At 64.2% G+C, this 13337-nt stretch carries 9 protein-coding genes and 1 tRNA gene; 4 read left to right on the top strand and 6 right to left on the bottom strand.

Annotation, left to right across the window (positions count from 1 at the left end; translation table 11 throughout):
- Nucleotides 1-2163: 2163 nt before the first annotated feature.
- Nucleotides 2164-2943: a hypothetical protein gene (locus AC3EO7_RS19790; protein WP_435592027.1), complete on the top strand. Its 780-nt coding sequence runs from the start codon at nt 2164-2166 to the stop codon at nt 2941-2943.
- Nucleotides 2944-4089: 1146 nt separating this feature from the next.
- The gene (locus tag AC3EO7_RS19785) at nt 4090-4332 is read left to right on the top strand and encodes a hypothetical protein (RefSeq protein WP_435592026.1); all 243 of its coding nucleotides are present in this window, start codon (nt 4090-4092) and stop codon (nt 4330-4332) included.
- A 68-nt stretch (nt 4333-4400) separates the two neighbouring features.
- Here AC3EO7_RS19785 and AC3EO7_RS19780 read toward each other — a convergent pair whose 3' ends face one another.
- The 6 genes from AC3EO7_RS19780 to AC3EO7_RS19755 form a co-directional block, all read right to left on the bottom strand.
- Complete coding sequence (locus AC3EO7_RS19780) at nt 4401-4766, bottom strand: hypothetical protein (protein ID WP_435592025.1); 366 nt, start codon at nt 4764-4766, stop codon at nt 4401-4403.
- Nucleotides 4763-6460 (bottom strand): recombinase family protein, encoded by a 1698-nt coding sequence (locus AC3EO7_RS19775; RefSeq protein WP_435592024.1) that lies wholly within the window; start codon nt 6458-6460, stop codon nt 4763-4765. The genes AC3EO7_RS19780 and AC3EO7_RS19775 overlap by 4 nt, the downstream gene beginning before the upstream one ends.
- 14 nt (nt 6461-6474) lie before the next feature.
- The gene (locus AC3EO7_RS19770; protein ID WP_435592023.1) at nt 6475-6639 is read right to left on the bottom strand and encodes a single stranded DNA-binding domain-containing protein; all 165 of its coding nucleotides are present in this window, start codon (nt 6637-6639) and stop codon (nt 6475-6477) included.
- A 177-nt stretch (nt 6640-6816) separates the two neighbouring features.
- A complete protein-coding gene (locus AC3EO7_RS19765; RefSeq protein ID WP_435592022.1) occupies nt 6817-9369 on the bottom strand; it encodes a beta-glucosidase family protein in 2553 nt (850 codons plus the stop codon).
- Between the two features lie 106 nt (nt 9370-9475).
- On the bottom strand, nt 9476-10453 hold the full coding sequence (locus AC3EO7_RS19760) for a serine/threonine dehydratase (protein ID WP_435592021.1): 978 nt from the start codon (nt 10451-10453) through the stop codon (nt 9476-9478).
- Between the two features lie 52 nt (nt 10454-10505).
- Nucleotides 10506-12548, bottom strand: a complete 2043-nt coding sequence (locus tag AC3EO7_RS19755) for a bifunctional copper resistance protein CopD/cytochrome c oxidase assembly protein (protein ID WP_435592020.1) — start codon at nt 12546-12548, stop codon at nt 10506-10508.
- Nucleotides 12549-12639: 91 nt separating this feature from the next.
- Between AC3EO7_RS19755 and AC3EO7_RS19750 the strand changes: the two genes are divergently transcribed.
- Both AC3EO7_RS19750 and AC3EO7_RS19745 read left to right on the top strand, forming a co-directional pair.
- Nucleotides 12640-13014 carry a DUF4345 family protein gene (locus AC3EO7_RS19750; RefSeq protein WP_431962582.1) on the top strand — a complete coding sequence of 125 codons (375 nt, stop codon included), beginning with the start codon at nt 12640-12642 and terminating at the stop codon, nt 13012-13014.
- Between the two features lie 102 nt (nt 13015-13116).
- A tRNA-Arg gene (locus tag AC3EO7_RS19745) sits at nt 13117-13190 on the top strand.
- The last annotated feature ends 147 nt before the right edge of the window (nt 13191-13337 follow it).

Here is a 13337-nt window from a genome sequence, read left to right as displayed (position 1 = left end):
GGATATGGATATGGATACCCCCTATAGAGGTGTTCGTACCTCACACCTCATACCCCCACTTAAACCCTTCCAGGGCCGCGAGCGGCCCGCAGTAACAGGAGAATCTATCTAGCCGGGGCTCTGGTGGCCCCGGCCTTTAGAAGCTAGCTAGAAAAGCTTCCAAATCTTTAGATATCTAGCTGGCGGGGCACGGCCCCGCTCGTTCTAGATATGTTAAAGCTCAAATCTATAAGCTTAGCTAGCCGGGACTTGTCCCGGCTTCTAGAAGTAAATCCAGCTGTCTAAGCAAGCCCGGCGATAGCCGGGTAGTCAATTAATCCATTAACAGTTTCTGAGCCGCCTGTCAGCCATCAGGCGGCTTTCTTTATACCTCGGAGAGAAGTAATGACTAAGCGTTGGATGTCAGCCGACGAGTGGCTAGCCCTACAGCCTGAACCACCCGATGATTTCGGGTGGTTGTGGCAAGAGGGCACCGGTACCCCACCTTTGCCTCAGTCGTCACTGTGCAAGCCGATCAGCGCAGAGGAGTGGCGAGAAGAAAAGAAGCGGGGTGGCTGGGGTGTGGAGAAGGTTAGCAAGCCCCGTAAGGCTGAGTGTGTGTTCTGCCGGTCGGTGTTGGATCAGTCCTCGGACAAACCCCGGTTGGTGTGTGGTTCCGAGGATTGTCAACGCAAGCTGAAAACCGCGCAGAAACGACGGCAGCGTAAGCGTGGTAAGCCGAGTGAGGTTCGTGGTTGCGGTCGTTTTGTCTCCGGTGATACTGCCGTGGATTACCCACGGGCTGAGTCCGGTTTATGCCGGACGAAGAACCGTGTAGCCGTGTCCTATTTCACTCCTAAGTAGCTGCGAATTTGTCTCCTTTTCTACCTATTGGTAGAGCGGTAAGAACAAGCACACCCCTGGCGCTTGCGCCCTCAGCTAGGTTCTCTGCTCTATTCGGGTCGAACGGTCTTAGGTTCTCTCCTAGTTCGAAGTTAAGCCCCGGTGTTCTCGCACCGGGGTTTTTCTTTGGCCTAGATATGACAGGTCCTATCAATCGAGAAAGGTTAAACCATGAAGCTGGTGTGTTCCCGAGGACACCCGACAGACAAGCCCGGCGACCGATACGCATCCGGCCACTGCAAGAGATGCCACCGAATCAAGTTGGCCGAATACCGTGCCCGATGCAGAGCGGCACTCCAAGAAAAGCGATCCGCGGAGTGCGTCAAGTGAGTTCTGAGTGGTGCGAGTGCGGCGAACGATTGGAGACACGACGCGCTAAGAAATGCCGCACTTGTCGGCTGTCTCCGCTTGCTGGTTCGTCTCAGTGCCCGTACTGCCGGACTTTGTACATGACACATTCCGGCGGTACCGCCTCTGAGATTAAGCATCATGCGACTGGAGCGTGTAACAAACGTGGCTAGAGCTGGTTACTACAACCCCGGTTTCTCTGAGCATTGGCGTGCTCGGACGCCAGAGGCTAGGGAAGCGGCTTACCGGCAATGGCGAGCATCTGCATCAGGTGAGTATGCAGCCTCCCGCCGAGCCTGCACAGAGGAAGAAATCAAACGGATGTGGTGCCGGAGGTACTCACGGCCCGAGCCGCGAGAGCTGTGGAGAGATCCTAGGAGAGATATTTATGGGTAAGCAGAAGCATGACCAGGGTTGGAAGAAACGTCAGACCCAGGGGACGCGGAAAGTCTCCGCTAACAAGTCGGCTAGAAAGGCTCTACATGATTTGTCTGTGAAGCAGCGAACCAATGGCTGAGGTTGCGGTACTCCGAAATAGTCGATTCCGCACCATGTTGGCCCAGCATCGTGTGTGCGACGAAACCGGGGAGTCTAAACCTTACCATATTTACGTCAACCCGAGTGAACTTCGGGAATTGCTCGACAAGCTCACAGACGAGCTTGAATACCTAGAACAGAATGGGAAGTGACCATGGATATTAAGCGGATTCTGATGGAGGCGCTGAACACCTCCGAGACTGATGCGGACGACAACCAAAGTACGGCTGTGTCCCGTCGTGACCTTCGGCAAGCATTGCTCGATATTGCGGCTGAACAAGGTTTCGAGACCAGGAACCACGCGCCTAGTCCTAAGGCTATTGCGTTGAACGACGATGAAGCCTTGACACGCCGGGCACTGGGCCAGTAATCAATCCGAACAAAGGAGAAAACCTAATGAGCGTTGACACACATTGGGATATCAATATCCGCACTCTGACGGACGCCGGGGTTAAGCTCCCGGATGAGTACCGCGAGATTCAGCGTCGAATGACAATCGTACTCGACGGCCCGAAGCAGTATCGAGCAAAGCTAGTTGCGGCTATTGGCAATCCTGGTTCGGATGTTTCAGATGAGGAACTGTCCGAGCTTCGCGCTATGGCTATCGCTGAGGCTGATAATGGTTACGGTATTGCCGATGAAGTCACCCGCGCGGGTTATGCTAAGCTGAAGGAAATCTATGCGGGAATTGCTGACGATGTTTGGTCCAAGCTGGCTGCCGAGTTCAACACAATTGCGGTTCAGTTCGCCGATGCGGTGAATACTGTTGATCCGTCCCTGGGTATGGCTGACGTGTTCACCATGTCCAAGAAGGCTCAGGAAGCCTGGACCAACGGAAACTCACTTGCCCATGAACTATCTGCCCTGGTGCCTGCACTTCATACCGCCGCACAGCTAGCCGGTTCTCCGGTTGGTTCTCGGTCTGGCCTACTCCGATACCTGGTAGACCACGAGGGTTTTTATGGTGAGGACGTTGTACCGCTGGGGTTCGATTGGCTGGCACTGATCAAGCTTGGTTTGCCGATTAGGGCCGTTACCAACCTTGAAGATGCCAAGCCCTGGACTGAGCGTGAGCCGGAGCCCGCACCGGCTAAGCCGGTTTACGTTGATCCTTTCACCCGTGACCTTATGGACGGTTGGGACTACCTAGGTACTGAGGCAAACCCGCTCGCATGACCGGGTGGAGGCTTAACGGTCTCGAACCCTCAGGACGGCTAACCGGGTTTGACTTCGGCGTAGGTGAGTCCACTCAACCAGCCGAGTGTGTTCGTCTGAGTGTTCCTGGATTTCGAAGTCGTGAATACCTGCATTCGATGAGGAAGCTCGGTAGAGCTACAGACGATTGGGGCACGCGGGCACATCCAGCGCCAGCCGAGAACTGTGTATGTGGCTGGTGCTTGTCTACCACGTTGTATCCGCTGTGGATGATATCGGCAGGAGAACATATAGCGCCTGCACTGCCGGGCGCTGTTCCAATACCGGTATATGGCCCGTTGTCCCGACTGGATAATCGTCCGTTGCTTATTAACTGCGAGGGCTTAGGCCTCGAGTACGTAGACGCTGAGGATGTAACCCGTGAGTCGTTTAGATACTCACGGCTTAGGTTCACTGGCTTAGCTCTGGTTCGTGAAGACACGGACCCCGAGTTAGTTAAACAGTTCAGGCTTTGGTATCCAGGCGCACTGCGTGGCACCTTCACTGTTAACAGCGGGGGTATACAAGCGGATTGGGGCTCTAACCCTGTGCCTGATGAGTACCGCCGTGCCGAGGAAGCTGCACGGTTCGACAGGCCGTTTCCGTACCAGTTCGGAATCCTGCCTTTCTAAGCCCTCAGAATATCTAAGGGTATACCAGAGTTGCCCCGACACGTGAAAAGCCCGCAGCATTGAAGCTAGCGGGCTTTATTCATGTCCAGGGTTCCAATCAAGGCATAGGTACCCCAGGGACATGCTCCCCCTCCCCCTATGTCAGGCCCACCCCAGGGCACCGGGCGCGTACCCCCGTTCATTTCCAGAAAAAACCCGCAACCTGCGGGAGAAAATCCGCCCACTGGTACCGAGCGAAGACCTTTACCAAACCGTTATCTACAGAATCGGAAGACATGGACACAGGATATTCAAGCAATGGTTATGAGGCGCTAGGCGATAGCGCTTTGATCGGCAAGGCTCGGGATTACGGCCAGCGCTACCGCAAAGGCGACCCCCGAGCCGCTTCCGAGCTTAGGAAGATCTTCCGAGGGGCTAAACGCCTTAGGATTCTGGATCAAGCCGAAGCTTATGCCCAGATTCGTCTAGTTGATCTTCCATGAAATGAGGTGAGTAAATGAGTGACCATCTGAGCCGATTGCGCGATGTACGCGACAACCTAACTCGAAGGATGAATACCGCGCCGGATTACGCGGCGGCGGGACTGGCTAAGACGCTTGCGGAGGTGCTAGAGCGCATCGAGGAGCTAGAAGCACCGAGTCGACCTAAGCCCAAGACGCCGCTAGATGAGGTCATGGAGCGGCTAGCGGCTAAGCGTGTGCCGGTAGCCGATGACGGAATCAGTCAGCGCAGCGTGTAACACGAAAATGCCCCCTTGCCAGCGGATCGGTTCCGCAAGCTTGGGGGCTATTTCTGTTGGTCCAGGACTCAGCGATGGAAACCGATGCACGCAGCACAGTCGCCGGGTTCCGCCATCTGATGTTTCGCATCCAGATCGTGGAAGTGATTACATATCCCGCAAGCCTCGAACACGTCAGAGTGAAGCTCACAGTCCATGATGTCGGCCCGCCTATCGGGCGTGGTGTAGATCTCTGCAATGAGCTCCCCGAACATCCAACCTGAATCTTCGAACGTCTCCGACCATGCCAGCACTAGCCCGTGCTGGCGGATGTGCTCTCGAACCGGCTGGAACAGTACGTCTTGGTCTCGAACGATCGGAGACCTGAACACATTGATTGCCGTTCCACTGGTCTCCGCGATGATGTACATCGCTCGGTCAACAAGCCGTGTCATTTCGGGTTCTCCTTGCCCATCTTGGACCATGTTTCGGTTCCGTCCTCTTCCGTGGTGAACGACCATCCCTCTGCCTCGGTGCGCGTGTAGCGCTCCCCATCCCGTGAAGTCTCGTCTACGTACCCGGCTTGTGTACGTTCCGACCATTCCCGATAGCCGTCTCCGGTGTCGCCGGTGTCGAACAGGTTCATCTCATACTTCGAATACACCTCGAGCCGGAAACCGGCATCCCTCAACATGTCCCGACGACCAATCGCATCCAACCGCGCCCAGGCGTCTGCGTACGTCTCTCCGGTCGTCTCGACTTCGTACCTCGGTGCAGTGACCGGGGAAGCCTCTAGGGCCGCCCTACGGGCCGTGAGGCCCTTCAAACGCTCGATGTACTGCGCCCGGTCCTCCGGCGTGACGATCAGACCCGCGTCGGACTCATCCCGTAGACGCTGGATTGCGTCCGTCACCCGTTCCAGCTCTGCCCGGTTGTCACTGCCGGGGACGAGCACGCGCCGGGTAACCGGGCGCGGGCCGTAGTGGTCTAAGAACGCTTCCTCTAAGAACGGCAACACAACGTCAGCACGAACCAGGACTTTGCAGCGCTGGTCGGGCTTGTTCCCACACCGGAAGTACCCGTCATGCCGAATCTTCTTCGTCGGAATGTGTTGGGACAGTGGGCGTTTGCACTTGCCGCAGAACCCGACACCGAGGATCGGATTGTCCGAATTGACCCGCCTCTTGCCAGACTGCCGACGTTTCACAACCTCCGTTTGGATGCGGTCCCACTCGTCATCAGTAAACGACGGATCTGCCATCTGGATCATGGAACCATCCGCAGTCAGGACCGGATTCCCGTCCGAAGCCACTTTGATGCCTTGCGTGCCATGGCTGGTGAGAATCCCGAGAAGCGCTGAATGCGTCCACGGTTCCCGGCGTAGCCGAGGCTTACCCGACTCGACACGGGACCGCTCCAAGCTAGTCAGTACCGCAGACCCTTGGCACGGACCCGGACATTCCTCGTTCCGCAGTTCGTGAGGGCACTTGTTCAGATGCGAGATGATCGACGTCAGAGAGTCCCCGGCGAACAGCCGGGGCTTGATCTGGTCGTGGAGCACTTGCTGTGCTGCTGGGTCCTGGACGATGCACCGGCCCTTGCCGGACGGGTGAGGGGCGGTTTTGAACCCGAACCGTGGGATGCCGTACGCCCATCGGTCGGTCTGCCGGATGATCCGGTGACCATCTTTAGTGCGGGTGCTGAACCGGTTCAGCTCAAGCTGAGCGAAGAACGAACCTATGTACACGAACAGCTCAGCAAGCATCCCCTCAATGCCCGGCTTCGGGTTCATGTAGTTCAGGACTAGCCCGTCTTCGGCGAACACAAGGATTTTCTTGTGTTCCTCGCACCACTCCGCAACCTTCAACATGTGCCGGGTAGACCGGAACGCACGGTCGATCTTGGAGAACACCAAGATGTCGAACGAGTCGGCGGACTCTTCCTTGAACCAGCGTCCCAGGTCCGGCCGATCGAACGGCGAGACTGAGGCGGACACGTCGAGGTCTTCAAACGCGCCGACAACCGTCGCGCCCTGTGCTTCTACCCAGTTCCCGCCGGTCTCGTGCTGGGCAAGGTGCGAAACCTTGCCCTCATCCTTCAACACCGACACCCGAGCGCCGACGACGGCGCGTAGTCCCGCGTAACTCATGTGGGCAGTATGAACTACAGGGTTCCGTTGTCGACCCATTCCCCCGTCGCGAAGTCGAGCCTGCGCGAGTTGCTGGCCATCCGGAAGGTGAGCACCTGTTCGCCATTGCTCAGGTCCCGCTTGACCGGGTGGGTCACCACGGTACCGACCACCGTCGCCATCGCTTCGTACATGATCACGCCCCTTCACCTGTCGGACCCGGTGCGGATGCTCCGGGTGTCTCCTCCCCCTCCGCGAGGGCGTATCCAGCCTCGCCCCGGCACAGGGTGTGAAGGAACCCCCTGTTTCGCGCCTGTGGACAACTCACCCGTGTGTGGACATCCGGCGCTTCGCTCGTGCCGCCGCACCGGCACCGGCTACCGGTCCGCGCCGACCACCGCCGACGCGCGCAACGGGAGATCCACCACGCTCGTCCCCGCGTGCACGGTGAACGCACCCGGCTCGGTCCGCCAGCCCCCGTCCCAGTGCGCGAACACCCGCGGTGGCAGGGCGATTCGCACCGGCACCGACGCTCCCGCCGCCGCGGACACGGTGGCGAACCCCGCCAGCCACCGCACGGGCCGCTCGATCGCGGAATCGGGACGGGACAGGTACACCTGGACAACCTGTTTCCCGGCCCGCCCGCCGGTGTTGCGTGCGGTGAGCGTCACCGCCACCGTCCCGTCCTGCTGCGGCGCGGACGCCGCGAGATCGGCGAGTTCCCAAGTGCTGTAACCGAGCCCGTGCCCGAACGGGTAGGCCGGAGTCACGCCGGCGCGCAGCCAGGCGCGGTAGCCGATGTGGATGCCTTCGGTGTAGCGCAGCACCCCGTCCTCCGGCGTGGTCGAGAGGACGGGCACGTCGGCCTCGGTGGCGGGCCAGGTGGTGGGCAGCCTGCCGCCCGGTTCGGTCCGGCCGAGCAGCACGTCGGCCAGCGCGTGGCCCGCCTCCTGGCCGCCGAACCAGGTGAGCAACACCGCCGACACCTCGTCGCGCCAGGGCAGCAGCACCGGTCCGCCGGAATTCACCACCACCACGGTGCGCGGGTTGGCCCGCGCCACGGCGCGCACCAGATCGTCCTGCGCACCGGGGAGCGCGAGCGTACTGCGGTCGCAACCCTCGCTCTCGGTCTGCGAGCCGGTGCCGACCACGACGACGGCGGTGTCGGCGGCGCCCGCCAGCGCGGCCGCGTCGGCGATCGCGTCCCCTGGATCGATCTGCGCCGCCTCGGTGCCCAGCGTGATCGCGACCAGACCCGCTGCCACGGCATCGTTTTCGAGCTGCTGGCGCACGGTGACGGTGAGCGGCCGTGCACGGTCGGCGGCTACCGGCACCGCGGCGACACCAGGGCTGAGCAGCGCGGCGCCGAGTGGTTCGCCGCTGCCGACGAGCAGGGTGTCGATGACCTCGGCGCCGTCGATCTCCATGCGTATCCGGCCCACCCCGGCGATGCCGAGCCGGACCGCGGCGGGTTCGTCGGGGCCGGGCCGGTACACCGTGCTCAGCTCGAGCGTGGCCGCACCCGCGGGCACCGTGCCCAGGTAGACCAGCTGTGCCGCGTACCGCTGCTCGCTCAGCAGCTCGCCGCCGTCGGCATCGAGGAAGCGGGCGCGCAACCCGGGTTCGCCGGTCTGCGGATCGGTCATCGAACCGAGCGGGAGCGCGTGGATGCCGGTCTGCGTGGGCACGCCGGGATGCACCGTGACGGACGCGTCCGGCAGCGCGGCGCGCAGCCCGTCCACCGGACCGATCACCTCGGCGGGGACCACCGTCGCGCTGCCGCCGCCCTGCGTGCGCGGCCAGATCGCCGCCTCACCGATCACCGCGAGTGAACCGGGACCCGAACTCGGCCAGGGCAATTCGCCGGTGTTGCGCAGCAGCACCATGCCCGCGGCCGCGACTTCGCGGGCGAGTTCGCGCCCCTCGCGGTCCGAGACGTCCGCGCCCGCAGGCCCGTTCGGAACCGAATTCGGTTCCCGCGCGGGGATATTCCGCAGGGCGACACCACCGTGCGACGCCACAGCGGCGGTGTCGAAGCCGTTGTCGCGCAGGGCGGAATCCGACAGATCGAGCGCGCCGACCCGCTGCGCCAGCCGCAGCAGGCGCAGCGCCTTCGCATCGATCGCGGCCTCCGGCACCGCACCGGACAGCACCGCCGCGACCAGCTTCGCGCCCCACGGCCCCACCGGGCCCGGCATCACCAGGTCCTGGTCGGCCTTGGCCGCGGCCTCGGTGCTGCGCACCGCCGTCCAGTCCGACACCACGACGCCGTCGAAACCCCACGCGGTGCGCAACGGCGTTGTCAGCAGCGGGTTCTCCGACATGGTGACGCCGCGAACGGAGTTGTACGCCGACATCACCAGCCACGCGCCCGCCCGTACCGCCGCCTCGAACGGCGCGAGATACAGCTCGTGCAGCGCGCGATCGTCCAGCGCGACGTCGGCCGTGTAGCGCTCGGTCTCGAAGTCGTTGGCCACGTAGTGTTTCGGCGTCGCGGCGACGCGGTGTTCCTGCACCGCGCGCACGTAGGCCGCGGCCAGTTCGCCGGTGAGCAGCGGGTCTTCGGAGTACGCCTCGAAGTGCCTGCCGCCCAGGGGGCTGCGCTGCAGATTGATCGTCGGGCCGAGCACCACGTCGACGCCCTTGCGCTTGGCCTCGCTCGCCGAGGCGGCGCCGTAGCGGCGGGCCAGGTCCAGATCCCAGGTCGCCGCGAGCGCTGTCGCCGAGGGGAGGTTCAGCGAAGGGTCGCGTTCGTCCCAAATCGGGCCGCGCACGCCCGAAGGCCCGTCGGAGAGCATCATCGACCGCAGCCCGATCGCGGGCTCCGCCACGGTCGACCAGAGGTCGGCGCCGGTCAGCAGCCGCACCTTCTGTTCCAGGTTCAACGCGCCGACCAGCGCGCGCAGGGCTTCGTCCACCGTGTCGAGCATCAGGGCTCCTCCTCGGATCGTCGGCCGGGCCTACCTGCACCTTTCGCCAAATCTACGCGTCAGGGCCGTGGGCGACCCGGCTTCGCGACACCGCGCGAGGACGGGGTCAGAGGGCGGCGAGGTCGGTGTTGCCGCCGCACAGCACGACGACCGGCCGTTCTCCCGGCGCGGGTGTGTACGCGCCGCTCATGATCGCGGCCAGCGCGCTCGCGCCCGCCAGCTCGACGACGATCCGGAATTCGCGCCACAGATACTCGCGTGCCGTGGCGATCGCCTCCTCGGCGACCAGCAGCGAGGGCACGTCGTAGCGCCGCGCGATGTCGAGGGCGATCTCCCCGACCCTGGTCGCGCCGAGCGCGTCGAGACCGATGCCCGGCCTGCCGACATCCACCGGCCGGTTGGCGAGCAGCGCGGCGTGCAGTGCGGGCATGCCGACCGGCTCGACGCCCACCACCTGCTGACGGCGCCCCACCGCCGCCGCGATCCCGGCGACCAGCCCGCCCCCGCCGACCGCGACCAGCACCGGCGGTTTGCCGCGCACCTGATCCTCGAGCTCCAGACCGACCACTCCGGCGCCCGCGACCACCGCGGGCAGGTCGTAGGCGTGCAACTGCAGCGCGCCGCGCTCGGCCGCCAGCTCGGTGGCGTAGCGGGCCGCCTCCGCGTAGGTCGTTCCGTGCCAGAGCACCTCGGCGCCGTGCGACCACATCGCGGCCACCTTGGTGTGCGGCGCGGACTCGGGAACGACCACCGTGCACGCCTTGCCGAGCCAGGCCGCCGACAGCGCGGCGGCGATCCCCGCGTTGCCCGCCGACGCGATGATCACCTGGTCGGTCCGCGTCGTCGCGGAGAGCAGCGCGTTGAGGCAGCCGCGCACCTTGAAAGTGCCGCCGTGCTGCAGGGATTCGAGTTTCAGCGTGACCGGTACCGGACCGTCGGGCCCCGCCACCGAGGTGTGGAAGACCGGCGTCTTCCTGATCCGTCCCGCCAACCGCCGCCGCGCCGCGCGCACATCGGAGCGATACACCTGCCTGCAGTGCTCGGCGACCGCCACGCCGCCCCCACCGTTCTCACTCGGATTCAAGACCGCACCCCGCGGTCGCACGGCCGGGGCAGCCCCGGCGGCGCGGTCTCACTCACTTGCGTACCTCTCCGTCACGTTTCGCCAGTTCGGCGAACATGGCGTTGTGGGCGGCCAGGTCCGCGTCGTTGTCGCGGTCGGCGGCGCGGTCGATGCGCTTCGCCATCCGTTCGTCGCTGCGCGACCACTGGATGAGCAGTGCAAGCATCACCACGACCAACGGCACTTCGCCGCTCGCCCAGGCAAGGCTACCGCCGGTGCGCTGATCTCCGAGCAGGTCGCTGTTCCAGCCCAGATCCAGGCTGCGGAAGAACCAGCCGCCCATGACCGTCGTCATGCTCATCAACGCGACGCCGAAGAACGCGTGGAAGGGCAGCGAGCCGAACACCATGCCCAGTTTGGTGAGCGGTTCCACCTGGCGCGGCTTGGGATCGATGCCGATCACCACCCAGTAGAAGAGGTAGCCGCTGAGCAGGAAGTGGATGTTCATCAGCAGATGGGCCGCGTGCGAGTCGACGAAGGTGTCGTAGATGCCGCCCATGTACAGCGCGTAGAAACCGGCGACGAAGATCACCGAGGCCACGATCGGATGGGTCAGGAAGCGCGACACCGGATTGTGCACGGCGGCCATGATCCACTCCCGGGGACCGGGTGCGCCGGTGCGTCCCGCGGGCGGCAGCGCACGCAACGCCAGCGTCACCGCGCCGCCGAGGGCCAACAGGATCGGCGCGAGCATGGACAGCGCCATGTGCTGACCCATGTGCACGCTGAACACCGCGGGCGAATACCGCCCGATCCCCGACGACGTCGCGAGCAGCAGCAGCGCGCAGCCGGACAGCCACGCGATGGTCCTGCCGACCGGCCACGAATCGCCGCGCGAGCGCAGCCGCCGGACGCCGAGCAGATACAGCACCGCCAGCACGATCGCCGCCGTGCCGAAGATCAGGTCGAAGCGCCAGTCGAACAGCAGCCGCGCGACCGTCGGCGGGCCCGCGAGGTCGTAGCCGAGTTCCACCTCGGCGGGCGACGGCACGGTCGTCGGCGGTGGCGGCGGCGTGCGGCCGAGCCCGACCGCCAAACCCATGGTCGCCGCGAACACCAGCGCCTCGACCGCGCCGAAACGAATGAGGGCGGCGCGATCGCTCGGGTTCGCCGCTAGTGCGGGCACGGCGGCGCGGCGCTGGAAGTAGCCGATGACGCCGAGGACGATCAACGCCACCGCTTTCGCGAGCACCAGACGCCCGTAGGTGCTGGTGAACAGTTCGTCGAAGGGCACGCGCACCCACGAGTTGATCACGCCGCTGACGCCGATCACCACGAACGCGATGGTCGCGGTGAGCGAGAACCTGCGGACCGCGACGTCGGTGTGCGCGCCGCCGCGCAGCGCGTGCGCGAGCACGGCGAACAAGCCGCCCACCCAGACCGCCGCCGACACCAGGTGCAGGATGAGGCTGTTGGTCGCGATGTCGTGCGAGCCGCCCGAGGACGAATGCCCGGTCAGCGCCAGCGGCATCATGGTCACGATCGCGCCGCCCAGCAGCAGCGGCGTCCAGCCCCAGCGCAGCGCGAGACGGCAGCCGATCGCCACGATCAGCGCCAAGATCACCGTGGTGCGCCAGGCCTCGGCCAGATCCACCTGCCCGATCGCCCGCCACAGCTGTTCCGGACGCCAGACGTCGGAGACGGGCTGGCCCGTGGTGTCCGACACCGTCAGCGGGACCAGCAGCGCGGCGCAACACGCCCAGAGCACCGCGAAATTCGAGGCCCGCCGCAGCGCGCGGTAGCCGCCTACGTCCAACAGTCCGTCCGCTTGCGGCGGCACCAGGAACGCGGCGAACAGCAGCGAGCCGACGGTCAGCGCCGCGGCGAGATCGGCCAGCGCGCGGGTCGCGGGCAGCCCGTAGGTGGTCAGCGGACCCGGATCCGGGATGCCGAGCAGGCTCAACGCCTGCGCCGCGGAGAGGCCGACCACCAGCGCCGCGACGACGGCGGCGAGGGCTCCCGCGAATGCGGTCACGACGGCGAAGTTGCCCGCCGAAGCCGCCCGCTGGACGTCCGGCTCAGCGGGTGCGAGGGGCGGGTCCTGCGGTGACGACATACGACTCAGCGTAGTTGTGTCGGTCGGGCGTGGGCGGAGCGGGCTCGAGCCGCTCGATGGAGATAAGGTAGGCGCGAATCACGGAGGTGGGATGTCGGTCGTGCTGATTGCCGTCGTGGCGCTGTTCTTCGCCGCCATGGGCATTTACGGACTGTTTCGCCCGGGCCAGCTCGCCGACACGGTCGGCATGCTCGCCGATCGAGCCGACGCGCACGCCGAAGTCCGCGCGGTCTACGGCGGCTTCGGCATCGCCGTGGCCGTTGTCCTCGGGCTGGCTGCCGCCGATGTCGGCGACCTCAGATTCGGGGTGTGCATCGCGGTGGCCGCCGCGTTGGGCGGGATGGCGTTCGGCCGGATCTGGTCCTCGTTCACCGAGCCCGCGTCCGCTTTCTACCCGGTCTGGTTCTACTTCATCGTCGAAGTGACCTTGGCCACCCTGCTGACTCTCGCTGTCCTGCTCGACTGAGGTATAGGGAATATTGCTGACGCTAAGAATCTAGTTTCTGGACAGTCGCTATAATTTCCGCGCTGGACACCACCGCCGATATCGGCCATGGTGGAAACCGCTGCCTCCGTAGCTCAGTTGGATAGAGCAAGGGCCTTCTAATCCCTAGGTCGCAGGTTCGATTCCTGCCGGGGGCGCACACATGAGCAGCCCTGTGGCCCGCACGTCGATGCGGGTCATAGGGTTGTTACCCGAACCGGGTGACGGTCAAACACCGCCGCGAGCCGTCGCCGCTGACCCTCCGTCGGCCAACTCCGATGAAGTGCGCCGGACCCAGGCGATCG

It is taken from the genome of Nocardia sp. bgisy118, assembly GCF_057708605.1.
Note: the sequence above shows the minus strand (reverse complement) of the source record. Positions and strands in the feature narration are given on the sequence as shown.